Origin of the sequence: Bradyrhizobium sp. 195 (assembly GCF_023101665.1) — a bacterium.
Taxonomy (GTDB): domain Bacteria; phylum Pseudomonadota; class Alphaproteobacteria; order Rhizobiales; family Xanthobacteraceae; genus Bradyrhizobium.
Genome location: NZ_CP082161.1, coordinates 7,392,191 through 7,417,500, shown reverse-complemented (window position 1 = coordinate 7,417,500; position 25,310 = coordinate 7,392,191). Strand labels below are relative to the sequence as shown.

The window sequence follows — 25,310 nt, the reverse complement described above, 5'->3', positions numbered from 1 at the left end:
AACCCGGAATTTCAGGCCCTTGAGATCGTCGACGGTCTTGATCTCCTTGCGGAACCAGCCGCCCATCTGGGCACCGGTCGAACCCGTGGGAACGCCGATGGCATTGTGCTCCTTCAGGAGGTCGTTCAGCATCTCCTGCCCGCCGTTCCACAACAGCCACGAAATGTGCTGGCGCGTGTTGAGACCGAACGGCAGCGAGGTGCCGAAGGTGAATGCTGGGTTCTTGCCCCAATAATAGTAGAGCGCAGTGTTGCCGATCTCGACGGTGCCGTTGGAGACGGCGTCGAGCACTTGCAGGCCCGGCACGATTTCTCCGGCAGCAAAGGGCTGGATCTGGAAACGGTTGTCGGTGATCTCGGCAACGCGCTTGCAGAAATATTCGCACCCGCCATAGAGCGTATCGAGTGATTTCGGCCAGCTCGCCGCGAGCCGCCATTTCACTTCGGGCATCGATTGTGCAATTGCGGGCGCAGCAACGGCACTGGCGGCTAGGCCCAGCCCGCCTGCCGTCAGGAATTTACGACGTTCCATGTAGTCCCTCCCTGTATTGTCGAGTCCTCGACGAGGGATCGCGATCTTGCCGTCGCGTTGTCTTCGCCGGTGGCCGACGTTTTTTGGCGTCCGAAATTCTGTGTTTCCGGATCGGGGGCAGGATGACCAAAGGGGGATCGCAAATCAAGCGCACTTTGGTTGAGCTTGCGATGGCGCCAATCAATGCTGCGCTGCGAACGCGGCTTCCATGGCCTTGCGCGTCTTCACCGTCTCATTGCCGGCGTCGAACTCGACATCGCTCCAGCGCACCACCGCGCCGTGTGCGACGTCATGCTTCAGTTTCACGCGGTGGGCGAGGCCGATGGGCAGCGCGCCGGCCTTCAGGCTCGCGGCCGCCGGTACCAGCTTGCCCCACACCGTGTAGCCGCCTTCGCCGTCCAGCATCTCGCCCGCGCGCAGATTGCGCTTGGCCACTGCCGCGACGTCGCCGCGGAAGCCGCTGGCCTGGCCGGTCGGCTCGCCCCGCAGCGCGGCCGACAGCACCGAGATGTTCAGCTCGAGCCCGATCAGATGATAGGGCTTGTACATCGCAGCATAGCGCCCGCTGGAATCGGTCTTCAGGCCATATTGCCTGAAGCAGTCGGCGGCGTAGTCATTCGGCGCCTCCAGCACGACATAGACGCCCCAGCGCAGGTCGCGAAACACCGGCCGTCCGTCGCGCTCCAGCGAGGATACGACTTCGACCACGCCTGGTCGCTCCAGCACGCCTCCGCGCGAGCGCGGCCGCATGATGTGCGGCAGATCGTCGACGCCGCAGGGCGGAAACAGCAGGCCGTCCGCGGGCACGTCGAGCGCGCAGGCGTTCGCGATCGCGGCCATCTCGATCGCCGATTTGGTGCCGTCGAGAAACGAGTTGAACATCTGCGGATTCATGCCGGCCGACTGCGCTTCGCCTGCGGTCAGGCCGTAATGCTGCCAGACGCCGTCGGGCGTGACGTCGTGATAGGCCGGCAGATATTTCGTGCCCTTGCCGGCAGCCACGACGCGAAAACCGGTGGCGCGGGCCCAATCGACCATCTCCGCCGTCAGCGCCGGCTGGTCGCCATAGGCGAGCGAATAGACCACGCCCGCCTTGCGCGCTTCCTCGGCGAGCAGCGGGCCCGCCAGCACGTCGGCTTCGACATTCACCATCACGATATGCTTGCCCGCCGCGATCGCGGCGCGCGCATGCTTGATCCCCACGGCGGGATTTCCGGTCGCCTCCACCACCACGTCCATCGCGCCGCCGGCGATGGCGCGCACGCCGTCATCGGTGAAGACGGTCGCCGCGATACGCTCCGCGTCCCAACCGACGGTGCGGCACGCCTCGCGCGCGCGCTCGCGGTCGATATCGATGATGATGGGCACCTCCAGCCCCGGCGTGTGCGGCACCTGCGCCAGAAACATCGAGCCGAATTTGCCCGCGCCGATCAGCGCGACACGAACGGGCTTGCCGGCCGAAGCGCGGGCCTGGAGGAGGCGGAAGAGGTTCATGGGGGAAATCCAGTATGACTATCGTGTCCCGGACAAGGCGCGGCGTGCAACGCTGCGCCGCAGAGCCGGGACCCAGTGTGAGGGAATTCCGCGTGGCATGGGCCCCGGCTCTGCAGCGCAGCGCTGAAGAAGCGCTGCACTGCGTCCGGGGCATCAGACCGTTTACTCCGCCGCCTGTCGCGGCGCACGGGCGAGGCGCAGGAGCGCATCGTCATCCACCGGCTTGATCGGCGCAAAATCGCGATGGGCGATGTACTCCGGCCGGGTCGGAGTTCGGATGTAGTTCGAGACCGCGTTCAGCGTCAGGTACACGATCTTGCGCGGGAAAGGCGTGATGTTGCCGCTCGAGCCGTGCACCAGATTGCCGTGGAACATCAACATGCCGCCGGGCTTGCCGGTCGGTGCGACGATTCCGCCCTGCTCGACCAGCCGCGTCACGGTGGCCTCGTCCAGCGTCCAAAGCGGATAGGAGGTGGTGGCGAGGTCGTGCGAGGCTTCGAGATCGCCGGCATTCTGGCTGCGCGGCACCAGCATCAAGGGGCCGTTGATCGGCATGACCTCGTCGAGGAAGATCGCGATGTTCATCGCACGCGGCTCCGGCATGCCGTCGTCGCGCTTCCAAGTGCCGTAATCCTGGTGCCATTGCCAGACATCGCCTGTGAAGGCCGATTTCGCGTTGATCTTGAACTGGTGCATGTAGACCGGCTCGCCGAACAATTGCTCGACCGGGTCGATCATGCGCGGATGCGCGCCGAGGATTCCGAATGCCTCGTTGTAGAGATGCGCGGCAAAAGCCGTGCGGGGCGCGCCGCTTTTCTCGCGCCAGACTTCCGGCCGGTTGGTGTCGTAGATGCCGACGGCCTCGCGCGCCAGCAGATCGACCTCCTCCTGGCTGAACAGTTCGGGCAGCAACAGCCAGCCCTCGCGGTGGAAGAACTCCAATTGCTCCTGAGACAGTTTCATGGGTCGTCCTCCTGTTTTGATTTTTGTTGTCATTCCGGGGCACGCGAAGCGTGAGCCCGGAATCCACTCATCCGCAGTCTCTGAGGCCTGATGGATTCCGGGCTCGACGCTACGTGTCGCCCCGGAATGACAGCGCGTATCGCTACGCCGCCGCCTCGTCGCTCGCCCGCAATCTCTCCTCAGTCATCCGTCCCGCCGTCTGCGCATGCGCCAACGCCGCGCGTTCGGCTGCCTCGGCGTCGCCCGCGAGTATGTCTTTGGCGATGTCGGCATGTTCAGCCCAGGCGCTGCCGCGATAGTCGAGCTCCGACAGCACCGTCGCCATCGAGCGGCGCATATGCGGCCATTGCGGCGCGATCGTCTCCTCGATCACGGGATTGCCGGCGAGCTGATAGATCGCGCGGTGAAAATCGACATCGAGCACGATCAGCTCGACGAGCGTCGTCGTGCGGTCGATGCGGCTGCCGGCGGCGAGCGCCGCTTCCAGCCGCGCGCGGCCGGCCGCGTCGTATCCTGCGCGTATCGCCGCGAGCCGGGCGGCCAGCGCATCGATCGCGCCGCGCACCTCGTAGAGCTGGCGGATTCGTGAGGGGTCGAGCTGGGTGACTTCAAAGCCGCGCTTGCCGCTCTCGGCGACCAGTCCCTGCCGGTGCAGCAGATGCAGCGCATGCGAGACAGGCTGGCGCGATACGCCGAGCTTGTCGGCCAGCTCGTTCTGCCGGATGCGCTGGCCGGGCTGCAGCGTGCGGTCGGAGATCGCCTCCAGGATCCGGGCATAGACCTGGTCGATCAGGTTCGGGAGCGGGTCGAGAGGGATCACGCCGGCAGCTCCGAAAGATAGAGGGAATACGGAATTCCGTATTCGACGCTACGCTTCTCAAGGTGGAGCCGTCAAGTGGTATCGGAGGGTGACGCGATGCCCTCCCATCACGGTCCGGTAAGCTATTGATTTCACTGGGCCCGCCTACTGTGCATGGGGTTGTTTTCGCGATATCGAGTCCAGGCCTCACCCCTCCAGCACCTCCACCTCCAGCGCGGCGATCCGTTCCGCATCGGCCAGCGCCTCCATCTCGGCAATACGATCGCCCCTGAACGTCACGCGCAGCGCGATGCGCAACTGTCCGCCGAGGATGACGGCAACGCCGATTTCGCCATCGACCAGCGCGGTCCGCGCGGCCTGGGCGCGGCCCTTGTAGAGCTGCGCCACCGCATCGGCGCCCCGGATCTCCGGCAGCGAGCCGAGCCGCACCGCGGCGTCGTCGGCGCGGAATACAACGTCGGGATCGAGCACGGCGAGCAGCCCCTCGAAGTTGCCCTCGCGCGACGCTTTGAGGAAGGCATCGACGATCCCGCGCTGGCGTGACAGGTCCGTCTCGGGCACCGGCGCGCCCTGCACGCGCCGCCGCGCCCGGCTCGCGAGCTGCCGCGACGCGTCGACCGAGCGGCCGACAATCGGAGCGATCTCCTCGAAGGGGACTGCGAACATGTCGTGCAGCACGAAGGCGAGCCGCTCCGCGGGCTGAAGCGTTTCCAGCACGACGAGCAGCGCCGCGCCGACGGAATCAGCCACCTCAACCTCGCGCTCCCGGGTCTCGTCGACCGGCTCGGGCACATGGGGGCCCATCGGATCTTCCTTGCGCGACTTCCGTGCGCGCAGCATGTCGAGGCAGATGCGCGCGACCACGGTCGTCAGCCAGCCGCGCAGGTTTGCGACATCCGACATGTCGTAGCGGCTGACCCGCAGCCAGGCCTCCTGCACGGCATCATCGACCTCGGCGCCGGAACCCAGCATCCGGTAGGCGACCGCGCGCAGATGGTCCCTGCTGGCCTCGAACTGGTGGCTGAGAAAATCCTGCTCAAAGTTTTTTTGCGTCATCGGTCACATTCCCTCGTCGCAATCCGTCATGCCCATGACGAAGCCAATCCGGCCGATGTGACCGGAACCTTCGAAATTCGAGCGATGGAGCCGAAAAGATGCACGCCCGCATGAATCACCCCGTCATGGTCCTGCCCGAGGCCATGAATGTCCTTCAGTCCCTCGGCCATCTGACCAAGCAGGGCCTGCCGGAAAAGCTCCTGGAACTGGTGCACCTGCGCGCCAGCCAGATCAATGGTTGCAGCGTCTGCGTCGACATGCATCCCAAGGTCGCGCGCAAGCTTGGTGAGACCGACGAGCGCCTGTTCGCCGTGTCCGCCTGGCGCGATGCGCCCTATTTCACCGACGCCGAGCGCGCCGCGCTGGCGCTGACCGAGGCCGTCACGCGTCTCGCCGATCGCGAGGATCCGGTGCCCGACGCAATCTGGAGCGAGGCCGACAAGCATTTTGACGAGCGCGAGCTCGCGACGTTGATCGTCGCGATCGCGACGATCAACGTCTGGAACCGGCTCAACGCGACGATCAAGATGCCGGTCGGGGTGTGGAAGGTGTGAGTTGTTGTGCCCTCTCCCCTTGCGGGAGAGGGCAGCACCGCGAGGAGACACGAACTCACTTGGGTGAGGGGTATTTCTCCGCGAACTCATATGTGGAGAGAACCCCTCATCCGGCGCTTCGCGCCACCTTCTCCCACAACAAGGGGAGAAGGGAAGAAGAGACCTACTACGCCAGGAACCTGCTCACCACCTCGCTGAACTCGAGCGGGGACTGCTCGAACATCCAATGGCCGGCGTTTGGAATCACGGCCATCTCGGCGCCTGCAATGTGCTCGGCCAGCACGCGCCACATCACGGACAGGCTGCCGGTGGTGGCGCCGCCGCCGATCAGCAATGTCGGCGTCCTGATCGCCTGCGCGTCCGCGAGCGTATAGGGTCTGCGCTGCTCGTTGATCTGGCCGAGGAACGTCAGCGCGTTGTCGCGCAGCTGCTGCTTGGCCGCCGCCGGCACGCGCCGCCAGGAGCCGTCGCCTTCGATTCCCTCGTAGAAATTTTGCAGCGCGCCCTCGATATCGCCGGCGCGGATCATCTCGACCGACCGCGTCGTGCGCGCAGCCAGCGGCGGATGCGCGGGCGTGCCTTCGGGCACCGGCAGGGATGCGTCGAGATCGCCGCCCGGCTCGGCTAGCACCAGCTTTCGCGGCAGATCCGGACGCGCCTGCGCCACGCGGAAAGCGATGTGGCCGCCGCGTGAATGGCCCATCAGGTCGACTGGGCCGGGCTGGATCTGTTCGAGAAAGGCGATCACATCGGCCACGTGCTGCGCCATCTTGTAATCGTCGCCGACGGCGTCCCAATGCTCGGGAAAGAAATGCCGCAGACTGACCGCGATCACGCGATGATTCTTCGACAGCGGGCCGAGCACCGAATACCAGGTGCGGAAATCCCCGAGCGTGCCGTGCACGCAGACCAGCGGATGGCCCTCGCCGACTTCGAGATAGGCCATGTCGTAACCGTTGACGCGGAATGTCTGCATGATCAGCTCGCCAGAAAGTCCAAAACCACTTCGGAGAATTTTTGCGGCGCCTGCTCGAACATCGGATGCGTCGCGTTCGGGATGACCGCCGTCTTGGAATAGGGCACATGCGCCGCGAGCGCATGTAGCACCTTCGGCAAGAGCCCCTTGGTTCGCGCGCCCAGGATGAACAGCGTCGGCATTTTGATGAACTCCGCATCCGCCTTCGAGAACGGCGGGCGATTGTCGCGAACCTGGCCGATCAGCGTCATGGCATTGTCGCGCAGATTCTGCTTCACCATCGCCGGCAGCCGCGGCCAGGTGCCGGCGCCCTCCAGCGTATCGACGAACACGGCGAGGCCGCCGTCGACATCGCCGGCCGCGATCTTCTCGGCGGACGCCGTGAAACGCGCCAGCAGCGGCGAGGGGCCGCCGACGTAATCCGGATCGAGGCTCGCATCGAGCTCGCCGCCGGGCTCGGCCAGGATCAGCCGCCGCAACAAATCGGGGCGGGCTTGCGCAACGCGGAAGCAGATATGCCCGCCGCGGGAATGGCCCATCAGGTCGACGGGACCGAGGTCCAGTTTCTCGATGAAGGCGATGACGTCCGCGACATGCTGGGCGATCGAATAGGTGTCGCCGAGGCCGTCCCAGCGGTCCGGGAAGAAGTGCCGCAGGCTGACGGCGATCACCCGGTGCCGCTGCGTCAGCGGCCCGAGCACGCACCCCCAGACACGGAAGTCGTTGAGCGAGCCGTGTACGCAGACCAGCGGCGGTCGACCCCTGTCTTCGCCCACGTCGAGATGGGACATGTCGTAACCGTTGACGTGGAGGCTTTGCATTCTGGACTCACGAGGCGGGCGGAACTCCTGTGCAAGATTCCCGGAAACCGGGTGGATCGCAACTATTTCCAAGCCTAGATTTGGCGGGAGATGAAATGGGGAGCATGCGACAAGGAACGCAAGCCAGGAACCAGACCATGACCGACCAGCATTTTGCCCTGTTCGACACCAGGATCGGCCTCTGCGCCATCGCCTGGGGCCCGCGCGGCATCAACGGCACGCAATTGCCGATGGGCGGCGAAGAGAAGATCCGCACCCGCATCAGCCAGCGCCATGCCGAGGCGACCGAAGCCGAGCCGACCGCCGAAGTCCAGCAGGCGATCGATCGCATCGTCAAGCTGCTCGCGGGCGAGCCTGACGACCTCACCGACATCCCGCTCGATCTGGACGGGGTGCCCGACTTCAACCGCGGCGTCTACGAGATCGCCCGCGCGATCCCGCCGGGCAGGACCGTCACCTATGGCGACATCGCCAAGCAGCTCGGCGGCGTCCAGCTGTCGCGCGACGTCGGTCAGGCGCTCGGCCGCAACCCGTGCCCGATCGTCGTGCCCTGCCATCGTGTGCTCGCCGCCGGCAACAAGCCCGGCGGTTTCTCGGCCAATGGCGGCGTGGTGACGAAGCTGAAGATGCTCGAGATCGAAGGCGCGCTGGTGAACCACACGCCGAGTTTGTTCGATTGAGGGGGCATTGATCGTGCCCCGGACGCAGTGTCGTAGGGTGGGCAAAGCGGAGCGTGCCCACCAAACGATCGTAACATGGACAGGTCGTGGGCACGGCGCTTCGCGCCTTTGCCCACCCTACGGATCCCCGTCTTAGATCTTCGCGGTCGTCTTCGGCCAATATTTGTCACGCAGATGCCGCTTCACGAGCTTCCCCGTCGGCGTGCGTGGTAGCTCGGGCTCGAAATCGATCGAGCGGGGGCACTTGATCGCGGAGAGGCGGCCCTTGCAGTAGGCGATCAAATCGGCCTCAAAGGCCTTGCCGGCGCGGCTCATGTCGTGCGGCTGCACCACCGCCTTGACCTCTTCGCCCATCTCCTCGTTCGGCACGCCGAACACGGCGACATCGGCGACCTCAGGGTGGGTGATCAGCACGTCCTCGGTCTCCTGCGGGTAGATGTTCACGCCGCCGGAGATGATCATGTAGGACTTGCGGTCGGTGAGATAGAGGAAACCATCCTTGTCGAGATAGCCGACGTCGCCGAGCGTCGACCAGCCCTTGGCGTTGTAGGCCTTCTTCGTCTTCTCGGGATCGTTGTGATAGGTGAAGGCGGGCGCGTCGGCGAAATAGACCGTGCCGATCTCGCCGAGCGGCTGCTCCTCGTCGTTCTCGTCCAGGATCTTGATCTTGCCGACCACGGCGCGGCCGACGCTGCCGCGATGCTCCAGCCATTGCGGCGAACTGCAAACAGTGACGCCGTTGCCTTCCGAGCCCGCGTAATATTCGATCAGGATCGGACCCCACCAATCGATCATTTTGGCTTTGACGTCGACCGGGCACGGAGCGGCGGCGTGGATGGCGCCCTTAAGCGTGGAGACGTTGTATTTGGTGCGGACCTCGTCCGGCAGCTTCAACATGCGCACGAACATGGTCGGCACGAGCTGCGACTGCGTCACCTTGTATTTCTCGACCAGCTTCAGGAAATCTTCGGCGTCGAAGTGCTCCATGATGATCGAGGTGCCGCCGAGCACGATCGCCATCATGTTGAAGCGCAAAGGGGCGGCGTGATAGAGCGGCGCCGGCGACAGATAGGTGCTCTCGGCGCTCATGCCACACATGTCGGCGCAGAGCACGCGTGAAGCGGATTCGGCTCGTCGATCGCCTTGCCCTCGAACGCCTTCTTGACGCCCTTGGGCCGGCCGGTGGTGCCGGACGAATACAGCATGTCGTAGCCGGCGACCTCGTCGGCGATCGGTGTCGTCGGCTGCGCGGCGGCTTCTTTGTCGTAGGAGCGGAAGCCGGGCAGCGGCTCGTCCATCATGTAGAAGATCGGCTCGCCTGCGGCGCCCTTGATCAGGCCCTTGATCTGGTCGGCGCATTTCGGCGTGGTGATCACGACCTTGGCGCCGCAATCGGCGATGATGTAGTCGATCTCGTCCTGCTTTAGATAGCGGCTGATCGCGGTGTAATAGAGCCCGCTGCGCTGTGCGGCCCAGCACAGCTCCATGAAGGCGAGACGGTTTTCCATCAACAGCGCGATGTGGTCGCCGGCCGTCAGCCCGAGCGAGCGAAACAGATGTGCGCCCTGGTTCGAAAGCTCGTCGAGCTCGCGATAGGTGATCGCCTTGCCGGTCCCGGCCATCTGATAGGCGATCTTGTTCGGCGTGTGGCGGGCGTGGATGGAGGGGTGGGTCATGGCGTTTCCTCAAGCGCGAATGGCGAATAGCGAATTGCGAGTAGGGAAGAACAGAGCCGCTCTTCGCCTACTGACCATTCGCTACTCGCCACTCACGACTCGCTTTTGTCTTCCTACAGCCGCTCCACGATCGTCACATTCGCCATGCCGCCGCCTTCGCACATGGTCTGCAGGCCATAGCGCTTGCCGCGCTGGTGCAGGGCGTGGACCAGCGTGGTCATCAGCTTGGTGCCGGAGCCGCCGAGCGGGTGGCCGAGCGCGATCGCGCCGCCGTTGACGTTGAGACGCTCCGGATCGGCGCCGGTGGTCTTCAGCCATGCGGTCGGCACCGAGGCGAAGGCCTCGTTGACCTCGAACAGGTCGATGTCGCCGATCTTCATGCCGGCCTTCTCCAGCGCGCGCTTGGTCGCATGCAGCGGCGCATCCAGCATGATGACGGGATCGCCGCCCGTCATGGTCATGTGATGGATGCGCGCCAGCGGCTTGACGCCGAGCTGCTTGAGGCCGCGCTCGTTCACCACCATGACGCCGGAGGCGCCGTCGCAGATCTGGCTGGCGCTGGCGGCGGAGAGCTTGCCGTTCTCGGCGATCAGCTTGACGCCCTTGATACCTTCGAGTGTGGCATCGAAGCGAATGCCTTCGTCGATGTGGTGGGTATCCTTGGAGCCGTCGGCGCGGGTGATCTCGAGCGGCACGATCTCCTTCTTGAAGTGGCCGGCTTGCGTCGCCGCGATCGCGCGCTGATGGCTGTTGTAGGAATATTGGTCGAGCTCATCCTTGGAGAGGCCGTATCGCTCCGCCATCATCTCCGCGCCGGTGAACTGGCTGAACACGATGTTGGGATACTTCGCCTCGATGCCCGGGCTCTTGTAATTGCCAAAGCCGTTCTTGGCCGGAAGCTGCGACGACAGGCCCATCGGCACGCGCGTCATCGATTCCACGCCGGCGGCGATCACGACGTCCATGGTGCCCGACATCACGGCTTGGGCCGCGAAGTGCAGCGCCTGCTGCGAGGAGCCGCACTGGCGGTCGATTGAGGTGCCCGGCACGCTCTCCGGCAATTTCGACGCCATGATCGCGTTGCGCGCGACGTTATTGGATTGTTCGCCGACCTGCATCACGCAGCCCATGATCACGTCCTCGACCAGGGCAGGATCGACCTTGGTGCGATCGACCAGCTCGTCCAGCACCTTGGCGGCGAGATCGGCCGGATGCCAGCCGGCGAGGCGGCCCCCCTTGCGCCCGCCGGCGGTGCGCGCGGCGGCGACGATGTAAGCCTCGGCCATTCGGTCTCTCCCTGAATTCTTAATTGGGTGGGTTGTCGGGGACGGATTTAAGGGACGGGCGATCGTTTAGTCAATCGATCAATTAACTCTTGTGATGAGCCGCTGCTTGGGCTTATCTGCGCCCCGCTTCGAGCGGCGAACAGGGATCTTCCGTGGCTACCAGCGTACCGAACAGGCTCCCCAGCGGGAAGAATTCCACCGCGGAGAAATTGCTCGTGGCCGCGAGCGAGCTGATGATCGAACGCTCTTCGATCGAGATCTCGCTCTCCGACATCGCCCAGAAGTCCGGCGCCAATGCCGCGCTGGTCAAATATCATTTCGGCAACAAGGACGGCCTGCTGTTGGCGCTGCTCGCGCGGGATGCCGCCACCGAGATGTCCAATCCCGAATATCTGCTGGCGCAGCCGATCACGGCCACGGCGAAGCTGAAGCTGCATATCGGCGGCATCATCCGGGCCTATCACCGGTTCCCGTACATGAACCGGCTGATCCACTATCTGCTGCATGAAACCAGCGCTGGGTCGGCCGATGAAGTCTCAAAATTCTTCGTGGCGCCTCTGCTCGATTTCCACCGCCGCCTGCTCGCCGACGGTGTCAGCCGCGGGGAGTTCCGGCAGACCGATCCGGTGCTGTTCTACACCAGCCTGATCGGCGCCTGCGATCACCTGTTCTTCGGCCGGCACGCGATGTCTCGCGCGACCGGCGTCGGCCCGGTCACCGACGACGTCTGCCGGCAATACATCAAGCACATGGAAACGCTGATCTGCGGCGGCATCCTCACGCAAGCCGAGGAAGCTGTCGCTGCCGGATGATCCGGCTGAACCTCTCAAGTCTAGAGAAGAAACGCCCAAGGAAAGGTACAAGCGATGCAGTTGAAAGACGTAGCCGTTCTCATCACCGGCGGTGGTTCGGGTCTGGGTGAGGCGACCGCTCGCGCCATGGCGGCCAAGGGCGCCAAGATCGGCGTGATCGACCAGAACAAGGACAATGCCGAGAAGGTCGCCGCCGAAGTGAAGGGCGTTGCGCTTCACGCCGATGTCACCAGCGAAGAGCAGATTAAGGCGGCAATCGCCAAGGCGGAAGCCGCGCATGGCGTTGCGCGCGTGCTGATGAACTGCGCCGGCATCGGCGGCTCGCAGCGCATCGTCGGCCGCGACGGCGTCTATCCGCTCGAAAAGTTCGCGCGCGTCATCAACGTCAATTTGATCGGCACCTTCAACTGCCTGCGCCTGTTCGCCGAGCGCCTCGTCACGATCGAGCCCGTCGGCGAAGAGCGCGGCGTCATCATCAACACGGCGTCGGTCGCGGCTTACGAAGGCCAGATCGGCCAGATCGCCTACTCTGCCTCGAAGGGCGGTGTCGTCGGCCTGACCCTGCCGGCCGCGCGCGATCTCGCCAGCCAGAAGATCCGCGTCAACACCATCGCGCCCGGCCTGTTCTTCACGCCGCTCTTGATGGGTCTGAACGAAGAGGCGCGCAAGAGCCTCGGTGCCCAGGTGCCGCATCCCTCGCGCCTCGGAGATGCGAGCGAATACGGTTCGCTCGCCGTGCACATCGTCGAGAACGCGATGCTCAACGGCGAGACCATCCGCCTCGACGGCGCCATCCGCATGGCTCCGCGGTAGCTTCTTCCTTCTCCCTTTGTGGGAGAAGGTGCCTTGCCGAAGGCAAGGCGGATGAGGGGTTTCTCTCCGCGGAGACAGACCCCTCACCCAAGCGAACTCTGGGCTCACAGCGTGCATGCCCTCTCCCACAAGGGGAGAGGGCGCAATAATAGCCATCTCACGCGCGCCAAGTGCGAGGCTCCCATGTCCCAACCGCTGCTGATCGAGCATGACGACGGTGTCGACCGGGTGACGCTCAATCGCCCGGATAGCCTCAACGCCCTCGATCCCGCGCTGATCGACGCGCTCAACGTCTATTTCCAGAGCCTGCAGCGCAATCGCGACACGCGCGTCGTCGTGCTGAGGGGGGCCGGCAAGAACTTTTGCGCCGGTCTCGATCTAAAGGCGGCCATGGCCCGCCGTGCCGGGCAGCAGGAGCCGCCCGGCGTCACGGAGTCGCTCGACTCGCAGCGGCGCATTGCCGACATCGTGATGCTGATGCGCCGCTGCCCGCAGCCGATCCTCGCGCTGGTGCAGGGCGCGGCAGCCGGCGGCGGCTTTGCGCTGGCGCTTGCCTCCGACATCCGTATCGCGACGAAGTCGGCTCGGATGAACTGCGCCTTCATCAAGCTCGGCCTCGGCGGCTGCGACATCGGCACCAGCTACTTTCTGCCGCGCCTCGTCGGCGTATCCGTGGCATCGGAACTGATCCTCACTGGACGCTTCATCGGCGCCGAGCGCGCGCTGGCGGTCGGGCTGGTCTCTGAAGTCGTTGACGAGGATCAACTCGCTGAGGCGGCCGAGCCGTATATCGAGGCGATGATCACGGCTTCGCCCGTGGGCCTGCGTCTATCCAAGGAATGCCTCAACATCAGCGTCGATGCTGGCTCGCTGGAAGCTGCGATCGCAATGGAGGATCGCAACCAGGTCCTGTGCAGCCGCTCGGAGGAATTTTCGGAAGGCATCAGGGCCTTCCTTGAGAAGCGAAAGCCTGTCTATATCAAGCGCTGAACGAGAACGGTCCGCAAAGGACGATAATTCCGGGAGACGCAAAATGAGTGGAAGCGCGGCGGCCGTGATGACGAAGCCCGCCTTTCGCAAGATCGAGTGGCTCGCGCGCGACATCGACGTCGAACGGCGCGCCGACGGCACGGTGGTGCTGAAGTCGCGCATTCCGCTGCAGACTTACGAGAAACACATTCCAGCTTCGCTGGCGAAGTGGGCGAGGGAAGCGCCCGATCGCATCTGGCTGGCGCAGCGCGGCGGCGCAAGCCGCGAATGGCGCAAGGTCTCCTATGGCGAAGCCAAGCGCACCGGTGATGCGCTGACTCAAGGCCTGCTCAATCTCGGACTCGATGGTCGCCCCGTTGCGATCCTCTCCGGAAATTCGATCGAGCATGCGCTGATGACGCAGGCTGCGATGCAGGCGCGTTCGCCCGCGGCGCCGGTGTCGCCGGCCTATTCCCTGATGAGCCACGATCACGTCAAGCTGAAGTACCTGTTCAACCTGATCAAGCCGGCCGTGGTGATGGTGCAGGACGGCCCGACCTTCGAGAAGGCCCTGAAGGCGCTCGATCTCGCCGGCGTCACCGTCGTTCACGTCGCGCGGCCCTGCGACGGCATCAAGAGCGTCAGCTTTGCCGAGCTTGCGGCAACGCCTGTCACCGCCGACGTCGAAGCATCGATCGCACGGATCACGCCGCAGACCGTCGGCAAGCTGCTCTTCACATCAGGCTCGACCGGCATGCCCAAGGCCGTCATCAACACGCAGCAGATGATGTGCGCCAATGCCGCGATGATGATGCAGGTGCGGCCGCGCTCGCCCGACGGTCCTGTCGCGACCATGCTGGATTGGATGCCGTGGAATCACACCATGGGCGGCAATGCGGCGTTCCACCCGATCCTGGTCGATGGCGGCACGCTCTACATTGACGATGGCCGGCCGATGCCGGGCCAGTTCGAGGAGACGTTGCGAAACCTGCGCGAGATCTCGCCGACCTATTACGCCAACGTGCCGGCCGGATATGCCGCGCTCGCAGCCGCCATGGAGAAGGACGATGCGCTCTGCCGCTCGTTCTTCAGGAATCTCTCGATCATGGCCTATGGCGGTGCGCGGCTGCCGGACGATCTCTACGACCGCATGCAGGCCCTCGCGGTGAAGACCACCGGCGAGCGCATCGTATTCTACACCGGCTGGGGCTCGACCGAGACCGCGCCGACCTCGACCGGCACCTATTGGGATACCGAGCGCGTCGGCCTGATCGGCCTGCCGTTCCCCGGCGTCGAGTTGAAGATGGTGCCGTGCGGCTCGAAGTACGAGCTGCGCCTGCGCGGCGTCAACGTCACGCCGGGCTATTTCGGCCAGCCTGATTTGACGAAGAAGATGTTCGACGAGGAAGGCTTTTACTGTATCGGCGATGCCGGCATCTTCGTCGATGATGCCGATCCGGTGCAGGGCATCATCTTCGCCGGTCGCGTGGTGGAAGACTTCAAGCTCACCACCGGCACCTTCGTGCATGTCGGCTCGCTCCGGACCGACGCGATCGCTGCGGCGACGCCCGTGGTGCACGACGCGCTGGTCGCGGGGCAGGACCGCCCGTTCATCGGTCTGCTGGCCTGGCCGAACTTGCACGCCTGCCGGCAGCTGGTCGGCAATCCCGATCTGAGCTTTGCGGATGCGGTGAAGCATCCCGAGGTGCTCGCCTGTTTCAGGCGCGGGCTGGAAGCGCACAACAGGGAATGCGAGGGCGCCAGCAGCCGCATCATCGCGCGCGCGATGCTGATGGTCGAGCCGCCTTCGATCGACGGCAACGAGCTCACCGACAAGGGCTACATCAACCAGCGCGCCGGCCTCGAGCGCCGCGCCGCGCTGGTGGAGCGGCTCTATGCGGATCAGCCGGATCAGGATGTGATCGTGCTGAGATGACACGCAGCTCTCTCCACTCGTCATTCCGGGATGGCCCAAAGGGCCAGGCCCGGAATCCATCGGGCCGTAAAATGCGCGGTGAGATGGATTCCGGGCTCGCGCTACGCGCGCCCCGGAATGACGGTCTGAATGAATACGACGAATAAACGAAGGTAGCCCGCCATGAACTTTGATTTCTCCGACGATCAGAAACAGCTCCGCGATCAGGCGCGCAAGTTCCTCGCCGAAAAATGCTCGCCCAAGGCGGTGCGCGTCGTGCTTGACGGCAAGGCGCCTTACGACAAGGAGCTCTGGAAAGGCCTTGCGGAGATGGGTTTTCTCGGCGTCGCGATCCCTGAAGAGTTCGGGGGCGCGGGTGCCGGTCATCTCGAGCTCTGTGTGATTTCAGAAGAAATGGGCCGCGCCAATGCGCCGGTGCCGTTCTCCTCGACCGTTTATCTTGCCGCCGAAGCGTTACTGATCGCGGGCAGCGACGCGCAGAAGAAGAAATGGCTGCCGGCGATCGCCTCGGGCGATGCAATCGGTACGCTGGCGCTGTTCGAGGGCAAGGGCAATCCGTCGCCGAAGAACGTCAAGCTCACTGCTGCGAACGGCGTGCTCAACGGCGTCAAGAAGCCGGTTGCCGACGGCGCCATCGCGGATTTCGCGGTGGTCGCCGCACGCAACGGTTCGAGCGGCCGCGACAGCGACATCTCGCTGTTCCTGGTCGACCTCAAAGCCGGCGGCATCGAGGTCAAGAGTCTGACCAATCTCGATCCGACCCGCGGGCAGGCCGAGATCACGTTCAAGGACGCCAAGGCCGAGCCTCTCGGTGCGGCCGGCGATGGTTGGAGCATCTTGACCCAGGTGCTCGACCGCGCCGCGGTGCTGTGCGCGTTCGAACAGGTCGGCGGCTCCGACCGCGCGCTGGAGATGGGCCGCGACTACGCGCTCGATCGCATCGCCTTCGGCCGCCAGATCGGCTCGTTCCAGGCGGTCAAGCACATGCTCGCCGACATGTATGTCTCGGCGACGCTGGCGCGCTCCAACAGTTATTACGGTGCCTGGGCACTCTCGACCAATGCGGCCGAACTGCCCGAAGCCGCGGCCGCCGCGCGGATCAGCGCGACGCAGGCGTTCCAGCATTGCGCCAAGAACAACATCCAGGTTCACGGCGGCATGGGTTTCACCTGGGAGTTCGACTGCCACATGTACTACCGCCGCGCCAATGCCATGGCGCTTGGCCTCGGCAGCCTGTCCTATTGGGAAGATCAGCTGATCGACCGCATGCGCAAGAAGAACGCGGCGTGACGTCAAGTGCGTAGGATGGGTAGAGCGTAGCGAAACCCATCACCACACGAAGATTAGAACGATGGGTTTCGCTGCGCTCTACCCATCCTACGAGATGAACGGCGCGGCCGAGGACCGAGAAAATGAACTTCGACGACACCCCGCAGGAAGCCGAATTCCGTGCCACCGCGCGGACCTGGATCGGCGCCAATGCGCCCAAGCAATATGAGGAGGAGCTACGCAAATCCTCGCTCGGCCGCACCGTGCTCAAGAATGCCGACATTCTCGAGGTCGCAAAAGCCTGGCAGAAGAAGAAGGCCGACGCCGGCTGGGCCTGCCTGCACTGGCCGAAGGAATATGGCGGGCGCGGATCGTCGCCGATCGAACGCGTGATCTGGCAGCAGGAAGAGGGGCCGTTCGGCCAGCTGTCTCGCATGTTCATCATCGGTCACGGCATGTGCGGGCCAACCATGATGGCGTTCGCGCGCGAGGAGCATAAACGCACCTATCTGCCGCCGCTCGCCTCCGGTGAGAAGGTCTGGTGCCAGCTGTTCTCCGAACCGGCCGGCGGCTCGGACGTCGCGGGCCTGCGCACGCGCGCCGAGAAGGATGGCGACGACTGGGTCATCAACGGCCAGAAGATCTGGACCTCGGGCGCGCATTATTCCGACTACGGCATTTTGCTCACCCGCACCGATCCGACCGTGCCCAAGCACAAGGGCCTCACCATGTTCTTCCTGGACATGAAGAGCCCCGGCGTCGAGGTCAGGCCGATCAAGCAGGCGAGCGGGGCCTCGGATTTCAACGAGGTCTATTTCACCAATGTTCGCATTCCCGACCATCAACGTCTCGGTGAGGTCGGTGACGGCTGGAATGTCTCGCTGACCACGCTGATGAATGAGCGCAGCGCGATCGGTGCGGCTGTCTCGACCGGTTTCCCTGAATTGTTCGAGTACTGCTCCAGCCTGATGCTCGATGACGGCCCCGCGATCGAGGACCGCGCGGTGCGCTCGAAGCTCGCCAACTGGGCGGTGAAGGCGAGCGGGCTGAAATACACCAGCATGCGCGCGATCTCGGCGCTGTCGAAGGGCGAGCGGCCGGGGCCGGAGAACTCCATCGGCAAGCTGGTGGCGGGCTCGATGATCCAGGACGTCGCGACTTACGGGCTGGACCTGCAGGGTGCGAGCGGCGTGGTCAGCGGTCCCGAAGACGCCGAACTTGCCGGCCGTTTTCAGGCCATGCTGCTGCGCGCGCCGGGCACCCGCGTCGAAGGCGGCACCGACGAGATCATGCGCAACATCATCGCGGAGCGGGTGCTGGGCCTGCCCGGCGATATCCGTGTCGACAAGGACGTGCCGTTCAACAAGATCCCGACGAAGGGGAGAGGCTAGAATCGTAGGGTGGGCAAAGGCGCGGTACGCGCCGTGCCCACCAACTCTGTCGAGAACGAAAGAACGAAAGGTGGTGGGCACGCTTCGCTTTGCCCACCCTACGCACCGCGCGAGAATTGAAAGGTCCGCCATGAATTTCGACGACACCCCGCAGGAAGCCGCATTCCGCGAGACCGCGCGCAAATGGGTCGAGGCCAATGCGCCAAAGGAGCTTCACGCCGAGCTGTCAAAATCCTCGCTCGGCCGCATCCGGCTCGCCCAGCACGACATCGTAGACGTCGGCAAGGCTTGGCAGAAGAAGAAGGCCGAAGGCGGCTGGGCCTGCCTGCACTGGCCGAAGGAGTATGGCGGCCGTGGCGCCACGCCGATCGAGCGCGTGATCTGGCAGCAGGAGGAGGGCGTCTACGGCAAGCTGACGCAGCCGTTCCAGATCGGCGAGGGCATGTGCGGCCCGACCGTGATGGCCTTCGGCAGCGAGGATGCCAAGCGCCGCTATTTGCCGAAGCTCGCCTCGGGCGAGGAGATCTGGTGCCAGCTGTTCTCCGAACCGTCGGCCGGCTCCGACGTTGCGGGATTGCGCACCCGCGCGGAGAAGAAGGGTGACAATTGGGTCGTCAACGGCCAGAAGATCTGGACCTCGGGCGCGCATTATTCCGACTACGGCCTCCTGATCGCGCGCACCGATCCGAACGTGCCCAAGCACAAGGGCCTGACCATGTTCTTCCTGGACATGAAGAGCCCGGGTGTCGAGGTCCGTCCGATCAAGCAGGCCAACGGCATGCAGGAGTTCAACGAGGTCTATTTCACCGACGTGGTGATTCCGGACAGCCAGCGGCTCGGTGCCGTCGGCGAGGGCTGGAGCGTATCGCTGACCACGCTGATGAACGAGCGCATGTCGATCGGCTCGCGCCTCGCGACCGGCGTGCCTGAGATGTTCGAGTTCTGCTCCAATCTCATGCTGGAGGATGGACTTGCGATCGACGATCCTGCCGTGCGTTCGAAGCTGGCGAGTTGGGCGGCCAAATCGAACGGGCTGAAGTACACCAGCTACCGCACCATCTCGGCCCTTTCGAAGGGCGAGCGGCCGGGCCCGGAGAACTCGATCGGCAAGCTGGTGTCGGGCATGATGCTTCAGGACATCGCGACCTACGCCATGGACCTCCAGGGCGCGGCCGGTGTTCTCACAGGCAGCGACGAGGAGACCGTGCAGGGCCAATTTCAGCAGATGCTGCTGTCCTCGCCCTCGATGCGCATCGCCGGCGGCACCGACGAGATCCTGCGCAACATCATCGCCGAGCGGGTGCTGGGCCTGCCCGGCGACATCCGCGTCGACAAGGACGTGCCGTACAACAAGATCCCGACCAAGGGGCGGTGATCTCACCTCTCGGTGCGTCTCGTAGGGTGGGCAAAGCGAAGCGTGCCCACCATATGCAGATGCTCCGGGGTAAGTCTGTCGGTGGGCACGGCGCTACGCGCCTTCCCACCCTACGAAGAGCGCGAGCTGATCCATGGACGCAAAAGTGAAACAGAACGATCGTATCGGCGTGCTCGAAGAGCTCCTCAGCGAGCGCTATTCGGTCCGCGCCTTCCTTCCCAAGGAAGTCGACCGCGCGGCCATCGAGCATGTGCTGACCACTGCGCAGCGGACGGCCTCATGGTGCAACAGCCAGCCCTGGCAGGTCGTCATCGCCAGTGGCGCTGCCAAGGAGCGCTTTCGCCAGGCGATCTACAAGGAGGCCTCGGGCGGTCTCGGCGACGACTACGATTTCACGCCGCCGCGCGAATATGTCGGCGTCTATCTGGAGCGCCGCCGGGAAAGCGGTTTTCAGCTCTACAACACGCTCGGCATCGCCCGCGGTGACAGAAGCGCCTACGCCAAGCAGGCGCTGGAGAACTACAATTTCTTCGGCGCGCCGCATGTCGCGATCATCCACACCAACGAGCCGCTCGGCATTTACGGTGCGATCGATTGCGGCGCTTATGTCGGCAATTTCATGCTGGCCGCGCAGGCGCTCGGGCTCGGCACGATTCCGCAGGCCGCGCTCGCGCGGCATTCCGGCCTGATCCGCCGCCACTTCAATCTGCCCGACGATCGCCGGGTCGTCTGCGGCATCTCGTTCGGCTATGCCGACGACGACCACAAGGTCAACAGCTACCGTACCTCGCGTGCGAGCGTGGCTGACACCGTGACCTTCGTGGACGAATGATCGAGGGCCGCCATCTTTCGGACGCGTGAAGGCGGCCGCGGAAGCGGCCGCCTTCGTTTTCGTTTCGGTTCGCTTGACGCCGGCCGTCAGCCGCCGCTGCCGCCGATCACGGCCCGCACGGTCTCGTCAGGCCCAAAATCCTCGGCACCGTCGACATAGAGCAGCGCGGCGAGCTTCGAGCGGGCGCGGTTCACGCGGCTCTTGATCGTGCCGACTGCGCAGCCGCAGATCGAGGCCGCATCCTCGTAGGAGAAGCCCGAGGCGCCGACCAGGATCAACGCTTCGCGCTGGTCCTGCGGAAGCTTCTCGAGCGCCGTGCGAAACTCCTCGAACTCGAGATGCGCGTTCTGCGACGGCTGTGTCTTCAGCGTCTTGGCGTAGTTGCCTTCGGCATCCTCGACCTCGCGCCGCCGCTTGCGATAGTCGGAGCGGAACAGGTTGCGCAGGATCGTGAACAGCCACGCCGGCAGGTTGGAGCCGGGCTGGAACGAGTCGATGTTGGCGAGCGCGCGGAGCAGCGTCTCCTGGACCAAATCGTCGGCGCGGTCCGCATTGCCGCTGAGCGAAATGGCGAACGCGCGAAGACTGGGCACGGCCGCCAGGATGTCGTTACGCAGGGAGTCCGTGAGAGGCATTAATCCCTCCCATTGTTGTTGTCGTTGGATCCGCCCTCATCGCCCAATTGGGGTGTCGCTCCCGGCGCATCAAGCTTCTTGATCAGTTCTGCGAACCGATCTGGAACCCCTTGACGCACGACATCATCATACATGGCGCGCAACTGATGCCCGATCCGGGATTGTATCTCCGGAGTGAGGCCTCCCTTGCCGGGGGTCGTGCTTCTGCTGGCTTGAGACTTGAGATCTTTCATGACCTGTTCCACGTTTCCCCGAGTTAAGTTACTGTAAGTTCGAGAGGTTTTCTCAACCGGGAGCCGTTCCCTGGTTAGGCACAATTCCAGGTTCGAGAAAAAGTTCCCGCCCGAACGGAACTTTTCTCAGGCTGAGGCGTAATCAGCCCAGCAGGGGAACCCGGGCCCCCCGCGTGACGCCTGACCTCAGGATTGACCTCAAGGCCGGCCCGAACACGAATGGAGTGGGGATGTCCCGTTCACAGCTTGTTGCTGAACACTTGCCGTTGTTGCGCCGGTATGCACGCGCCCTGACAGGCAGCCAGGCCTCCGGTGACGCCTACGTCGCAGCCATGTTGGAAGCCATGCTGGGAGATCCGGCGGTGCTCGATGAGAGCCATGGGCCGCGCGCCGGCCTGTTTCGGCTGTTCACCCAGATCTGGAATTCGGTCTCCGTCAACGACGATTCGGAGGTGACGACCCTGCCGATGCCGCCGGAGCGGCGTCTGTCCAATATCACTCCACTGCCGCGGCAGGCCTTCCTGCTGCTCTCGCTGGAGGGATTTTCGGAAGAGGAAGTCGGTTACATCCTCGGCACCGACGTCGGCGAGACGCGGCGCCTTGCGGACGCAGCGGGCCGCGAGATGGCGGCCGAGATCGCGACCGACGTGCTGATCATCGAGGACGAGACCTTCATCGCCATGGACCTCGAGAGCCTGGTGAAGAATCTCGGCCACAATGTCGTCGGCGTCGCGCGGACCCATGCCGATGCGGTGGCGCTGGCCAAGAACAAGCGGCCGGGCCTGATCCTCGCCGATATCCAGCTCGCGGACGGCTCGTCGGGCCTGGACGCCGTCAACGAGTTGCTGCGCACTTTCGAGGTGCCGGTGGTATTCATCACCGCCTACCCCGAGCGCTTCCTCACCGGCGAGCGCCCCGAGCCGGCGTTCCTGATCTCAAAGCCGTTCCAGCCCGCGATGGTGTCGGCGGTGGCCAGCCAGGCGCTGTTCTTCCAGCGCAACTCGCGCAACCGCACGCCGAAGGCGCCGGCGGCATAAGAAGACCTGTATCGAACACGAGGACGGCGCGTCGAAAGGCGCGCCGTTTTTGTTTGCCGGCACCCTGCCTCAGCACCCGCGGCAGATACTGCGAAGCATGGAATTCAGCTTTGTATCATCCGGTCCAGGGGATTTTGCATTCAGCTTGGCCTGGTCCTCGATCCAGGATTGGAGCAATTTTTCTCGTTCGGGCGACGGTGCCAGGTTCGGCTGCGTCCCGTCGAAAGCTATGAGGACAGTTATTCTCTGCAGGTCGTCCTTCGCCTCGGCGGGTGGTTTCGGAAACGGCACGGAACGCTCGACCATTGTCAGCGTCGCGACATCCAGCGGCGCGAAGCCCGTGCTTTCCACCAAGGCGCTTGAGATCAACTTGCCCGAGCGGTCGACCACGAACATGACGCCGGCATCAGCCTTTTGGCTGATTGCCTGCGAAGGAAACACCCGGTTGCGCCAGACGTGCTCGGTGACCGCCTTGCGCCAGGCGGCCATAGCCTCGGACTCCGCGAAGCCGGAGGCCGGCGTGCTCAGCACCAGTCGGTTTATTGGCACCTGAAATCGACGACCGCTGAAGACAATCGGGACCACGAAAGAGTAAGTCTCTTCCTTCATTTCCGAAGGCGGCTGCGGAAACGGTTGGGCACGAGCGACGATCTCCAGCGCAGCATCGTCGAGCAGTCGCGAGCCAGTGCTCGCAGCTAGTGCCCGCGCGACCAATTTGCCGGACCGGTCGACGACGAAGCTGACCCTGGCCTCACCGGTTTGCCCCAGTGCCTGGGCTGGGAATAGCCTGCTCTTGGCGATGTGGGCTGACAGCTTCGACTTCCAGGTCTGGATACTTTCGCTCTGCGCATCTGTCTGCGCATGAGCGCGAAAAGTCGCGAACAATCCGAGAAGCACGGCTAACAAAAGGAATTTCATCTGCATCGCTGCGAATACTAATCGCGGTCCAGTTGATTGCAAGGCTCATTGCTCGTATCGGTTCTCTCGCTGTGGGCAGTTCGAACGGCCGCGAAGCATCGGGCGCTTGACGGCAATCCAATTGCGCCCGTTGATACGTCGGGCCGATGACATCCACCGCAGCGTCGCACTGCCGGGAGAAACGCACCATGGATCAGCAACTCCTCGACCGCCTCGCTATCCGCGACCTCGTCGAGAACTGGGCGGTGTGGCGCGACGCCGGTGACTGGGAGCGCTTTGCCACGGTCTGGCATGACGAGGGCTGGATGTCCGCGACCTGGTTTCAGGGACCGGCGCGGGATTTCATGCGCGTCAGCCAGGAGGGCTTTGCCAGGGGCGTTCGCATCCTGCATTTCCTCGGCGGCACCAGCATCGATCTCGCGGGCGAGCGGGCCATCGCACAGACCAAGATGACGATCTCGCAGCGCGCGCCGGTGCACGACGTGCTCTGCGACGTCGTCTGCACCGGGCGCTTCTATGATTTCCTGGAGAAGCGGCAGGGAAGATGGGGCATCGTCCGCCGCCAGCCGATCTACGAGAAGGACCGCATCGACCCGGTCGATCCGGCAGCGACACTCCGTCTCGACCAGAAGGCGCTCGCCGCGCTGCCCGAAGGTTATCGCCATCTTGCCTACATGCAGGAGCTGATCGGCTACAAGGTCAAGCGCGACATGCCAGGCCTGACCGGCGCCGAAGTGGAGAAGCTGTATGGCGAGGGACGGATATGGCTGGCAGGGAAGGTCTCCTGATGCCTCGAGCGATAGCAGGGCGCCGTTGCATTTACGGCCAGGGGCGTCCCTTCGGCGGCAAACTCATAACGCGGCCGCCTCGTGCAGGGATGCCGCGAAGCGGAGTTGCGCGATCCTTTCCAGATCTGCGAGCGTGACGCGGTAGTCGCCGATCTCGATCCGGCGGCCAACGTCCTGTGCCACCATCGCCACCTGGTCCATCAGATAGGCTGCGACAGCAAGGCGGCCGCGTGGAGCGGCCACGACCGTAACTTTCCAATAGGCCCGCGCTACGCGAAAAGTGTCGCGCGCGATCAGGCCGTGCTCGAACTCGACGTCGCCGCGGAAGGCTTCATCGTTGTCGGAGAAGACTGGCCCGCTGAAGCCTGTCAGCCGGCCTCGCGATTGCGCCATTGCACGCTCCCACTGTTCCAACGCGTGCCACCAATCCCGATTGAGCCGCTGGTGCTGCGGCACGACGTTGGGCCAGTAGAACGCCTGGCGCGCCGAGATCGAGGCAGCGCGCGGCTCGCCCCAGCAGCCCGTCGAGCGGGCCATGAGGTGGCCGCGGTCGTAAGGGCTCTGTCGCAGCAACGGTAAATTCATCTGCAACGACGGGGGAAGCAGCGGATCGGGCGACCATTTATCCGCGCTGCGCGGCTCGTCGACGAATTGGCTCCCGTCGCAATTGTAAGCCACGTAATGCGCGAGCCGACGCGCCGGATTCATCACGACCGTGAAGTGCAGATAGCGCAACACGGCGACCGCGCCATTCACGCCGGGTAGAGAGAGCGGGCGCGTCTTGCCGAGAAAATCCGGATCGAAGCCCGGACGAACCGTATCGATACGCGAGGGCGGGACGAGACGCGCCAGCTGGCGCAGCAGCGCTTCCACCTCGGTGCGGTCTGTCTCGCCGTTCCAGCGCGAAAGATCGGTTGCCTGCACAGCGGCGAACTCGGTCGGGAATTTGTCTTCGTCGAGGAGTATAGGCACCAGCGCGCCTTTCTTCAGGCCGGCGCGTGCCTCATGACAAACCCATTCGCTGGCCGTCGACGTCTGCGACCACAGCACGACGACGGCTCGACAGTTCGCCAATTCGACATCGAGCTCGGGCCGCCATGGCATGCCCGGTTCGATGCCGCGGTCCCACCAAACGGTCCAGCCCTGCTCTTCAAGAAGATCCACGATCGGCCGGGCGCGCGGCCGATCGACATGAGTGTAGCTCAGGAAAATGTCAGCCATGCGACCTGATCCTGTCGAGCGCAACACCCCTTCGGTTCAACCGGCAATCACCGGTCGCAACTGCTCGTCTCTGTCTTGAGTGACGACAGGACGCTGCTCATGAATTCCTTGCTCCGCCTCAGCCAAGGCTCGAGCGTCTGCCGCACTCCATCTGGAATTCTTTTTCTGCATCCCAGCGCGAAGCCACGAACGATGACGAGGACGGTCTGGCCTTTTTCTCTGCC

Annotated in this window: 24 protein-coding genes and 1 pseudogene (1 of these 25 cut by a window edge); 12 read left to right on the top strand and 13 right to left on the bottom strand. The window is 64.3% G+C overall.

Features of this window, described 5'->3' with window-relative positions; all coding sequences use genetic code 11:
- The 5 genes from IVB26_RS34565 to IVB26_RS34545 form a co-directional block, all read right to left on the bottom strand.
- On the bottom strand, positions 1-531 hold the 5' portion of the coding sequence (locus IVB26_RS34565) for a TRAP transporter substrate-binding protein (RefSeq protein WP_247969421.1). The gene continues 558 nt to the left of window position 1, outside the view; the window shows 531 of its 1,089 coding nt (coding positions 1-531); its start codon is at positions 529-531; its stop codon lies off the left edge, out of view.
- 180 nt (positions 532-711) lie between these two features.
- Positions 712-2,025: an NAD(P)H-dependent oxidoreductase gene (locus IVB26_RS34560; protein WP_247969420.1), complete on the bottom strand. Its 1,314-nt coding sequence runs from the start codon at positions 2,023-2,025 to the stop codon at positions 712-714.
- A 162-nt stretch (positions 2,026-2,187) separates the two neighbouring features.
- The gene (locus IVB26_RS34555; protein ID WP_247969419.1) at positions 2,188-2,988 is read right to left on the bottom strand and encodes a phytanoyl-CoA dioxygenase family protein; all 801 of its coding nucleotides are present in this window, start codon (positions 2,986-2,988) and stop codon (positions 2,188-2,190) included.
- Between the two features lie 142 nt (positions 2,989-3,130).
- Positions 3,131-3,808, bottom strand: a complete 678-nt coding sequence (locus IVB26_RS34550; protein ID WP_247969418.1) for a GntR family transcriptional regulator — start codon at positions 3,806-3,808, stop codon at positions 3,131-3,133.
- A 186-nt stretch (positions 3,809-3,994) separates the two neighbouring features.
- Positions 3,995-4,864, bottom strand: a complete 870-nt coding sequence (locus IVB26_RS34545; protein WP_247969417.1) for a sigma-70 family RNA polymerase sigma factor — start codon at positions 4,862-4,864, stop codon at positions 3,995-3,997.
- Positions 4,865-4,962: 98 nt separating this feature from the next.
- Here IVB26_RS34545 and IVB26_RS34540 point away from each other — a divergent pair, with 98 nt between their 5' ends.
- On the top strand, positions 4,963-5,418 hold the full coding sequence (locus IVB26_RS34540) for a carboxymuconolactone decarboxylase family protein (RefSeq protein ID WP_247969416.1): 456 nt from the start codon (positions 4,963-4,965) through the stop codon (positions 5,416-5,418).
- Between the two features lie 166 nt (positions 5,419-5,584).
- Here IVB26_RS34540 and IVB26_RS34535 read toward each other — a convergent pair whose 3' ends face one another.
- Positions 5,585-6,394 (bottom strand): alpha/beta fold hydrolase, encoded by an 810-nt coding sequence (locus IVB26_RS34535; RefSeq protein ID WP_247969415.1) that lies wholly within the window; start codon positions 6,392-6,394, stop codon positions 5,585-5,587.
- 2 nt (positions 6,395-6,396) lie between these two features.
- On the bottom strand, positions 6,397-7,215 hold the full coding sequence (locus tag IVB26_RS34530) for an alpha/beta fold hydrolase (RefSeq protein WP_247969414.1): 819 nt from the start codon (positions 7,213-7,215) through the stop codon (positions 6,397-6,399).
- 137 nt (positions 7,216-7,352) lie between these two features.
- On the opposite strand from IVB26_RS34530, the gene IVB26_RS34525 reads away from it, so the two are divergent.
- Positions 7,353-7,895, top strand: coding sequence for a methylated-DNA--[protein]-cysteine S-methyltransferase (locus IVB26_RS34525; RefSeq protein ID WP_247969413.1), 543 nt, complete (start codon positions 7,353-7,355; stop codon positions 7,893-7,895).
- A gap of 132 nt (positions 7,896-8,027) precedes the next feature.
- Here the strand turns inward: IVB26_RS34525 and IVB26_RS34520 are convergent.
- Both IVB26_RS34520 and IVB26_RS34515 read right to left on the bottom strand, forming a co-directional pair.
- A pseudogene (locus IVB26_RS34520) lies at positions 8,028-9,571 on the bottom strand (acyl-CoA synthetase).
- A gap of 113 nt (positions 9,572-9,684) precedes the next feature.
- The gene (locus IVB26_RS34515; protein ID WP_247969412.1) at positions 9,685-10,857 is read right to left on the bottom strand and encodes an acetyl-CoA C-acetyltransferase; all 1,173 of its coding nucleotides are present in this window, start codon (positions 10,855-10,857) and stop codon (positions 9,685-9,687) included.
- 233 nt (positions 10,858-11,090) lie between these two features.
- On the opposite strand from IVB26_RS34515, the gene IVB26_RS34510 reads away from it, so the two are divergent.
- From IVB26_RS34510 to IVB26_RS34475, 8 genes are all read left to right on the top strand, one after another.
- Positions 11,091-11,669 carry a TetR family transcriptional regulator gene (locus tag IVB26_RS34510; protein WP_247969411.1) on the top strand — a complete coding sequence of 193 codons (579 nt, stop codon included), beginning with the start codon at positions 11,091-11,093 and terminating at the stop codon, positions 11,667-11,669.
- Positions 11,670-11,723: 54 nt separating this feature from the next.
- Positions 11,724-12,482: an SDR family NAD(P)-dependent oxidoreductase gene (locus tag IVB26_RS34505; protein ID WP_247969410.1), complete on the top strand. Its 759-nt coding sequence runs from the start codon at positions 11,724-11,726 to the stop codon at positions 12,480-12,482.
- A 183-nt stretch (positions 12,483-12,665) separates the two neighbouring features.
- Positions 12,666-13,472, top strand: coding sequence for an enoyl-CoA hydratase/isomerase family protein (locus IVB26_RS34500; RefSeq protein ID WP_247969409.1), 807 nt, complete (start codon positions 12,666-12,668; stop codon positions 13,470-13,472).
- A 43-nt stretch (positions 13,473-13,515) separates the two neighbouring features.
- Positions 13,516-15,387, top strand: a complete 1,872-nt coding sequence (locus IVB26_RS34495; protein WP_247969408.1) for an AMP-binding protein — start codon at positions 13,516-13,518, stop codon at positions 15,385-15,387.
- A 162-nt stretch (positions 15,388-15,549) separates the two neighbouring features.
- Entirely contained in the window at positions 15,550-16,677 is a 1,128-nt protein-coding gene (locus IVB26_RS34490) for an acyl-CoA dehydrogenase family protein (RefSeq protein ID WP_247969407.1), read from the top strand.
- 122 nt (positions 16,678-16,799) lie between these two features.
- On the top strand, positions 16,800-18,047 hold the full coding sequence (locus tag IVB26_RS34485; RefSeq protein ID WP_247969406.1) for an acyl-CoA dehydrogenase: 1,248 nt from the start codon (positions 16,800-16,802) through the stop codon (positions 18,045-18,047).
- Positions 18,048-18,177: 130 nt separating this feature from the next.
- Positions 18,178-19,422: an acyl-CoA dehydrogenase gene (locus IVB26_RS34480; protein ID WP_247969405.1), complete on the top strand. Its 1,245-nt coding sequence runs from the start codon at positions 18,178-18,180 to the stop codon at positions 19,420-19,422.
- Positions 19,423-19,555: 133 nt separating this feature from the next.
- Entirely contained in the window at positions 19,556-20,254 is a 699-nt protein-coding gene (locus tag IVB26_RS34475; protein WP_247969404.1) for a nitroreductase, read from the top strand.
- Positions 20,255-20,340: 86 nt separating this feature from the next.
- On the opposite strand, the gene IVB26_RS34470 is transcribed toward IVB26_RS34475, so the two are convergent.
- Both IVB26_RS34470 and IVB26_RS34465 read right to left on the bottom strand, forming a co-directional pair.
- Positions 20,341-20,889, bottom strand: coding sequence for a sigma-70 family RNA polymerase sigma factor (locus tag IVB26_RS34470; protein ID WP_011090521.1), 549 nt, complete (start codon positions 20,887-20,889; stop codon positions 20,341-20,343).
- Positions 20,889-21,122: a NepR family anti-sigma factor gene (locus IVB26_RS34465; RefSeq protein ID WP_063197653.1), complete on the bottom strand. Its 234-nt coding sequence runs from the start codon at positions 21,120-21,122 to the stop codon at positions 20,889-20,891. The genes IVB26_RS34470 and IVB26_RS34465 overlap by 1 nt, the downstream gene beginning before the upstream one ends.
- Before the next feature lie 230 nt (positions 21,123-21,352).
- On the opposite strand from IVB26_RS34465, the gene IVB26_RS34460 reads away from it, so the two are divergent.
- Positions 21,353-22,159 carry a response regulator gene (locus IVB26_RS34460; RefSeq protein ID WP_246918998.1) on the top strand — a complete coding sequence of 269 codons (807 nt, stop codon included), beginning with the start codon at positions 21,353-21,355 and terminating at the stop codon, positions 22,157-22,159.
- A gap of 69 nt (positions 22,160-22,228) precedes the next feature.
- Here the strand turns inward: IVB26_RS34460 and IVB26_RS34455 are convergent, their stop codons facing one another.
- Complete coding sequence (locus IVB26_RS34455; protein WP_247969403.1) at positions 22,229-23,083, bottom strand: energy transducer TonB family protein; 855 nt, start codon at positions 23,081-23,083, stop codon at positions 22,229-22,231.
- 182 nt (positions 23,084-23,265) lie between these two features.
- Between IVB26_RS34455 and IVB26_RS34450 the strand changes: the two genes are divergently transcribed.
- On the top strand, positions 23,266-23,865 hold the full coding sequence (locus tag IVB26_RS34450; RefSeq protein WP_247969402.1) for a nuclear transport factor 2 family protein: 600 nt from the start codon (positions 23,266-23,268) through the stop codon (positions 23,863-23,865).
- A 63-nt stretch (positions 23,866-23,928) separates the two neighbouring features.
- On the opposite strand, the gene IVB26_RS34445 is transcribed toward IVB26_RS34450, so the two are convergent.
- Positions 23,929-25,086 (bottom strand): DNA/RNA non-specific endonuclease, encoded by a 1,158-nt coding sequence (locus IVB26_RS34445; RefSeq protein WP_247969401.1) that lies wholly within the window; start codon positions 25,084-25,086, stop codon positions 23,929-23,931.
- Positions 25,087-25,310 lie beyond the last annotated feature (224 nt).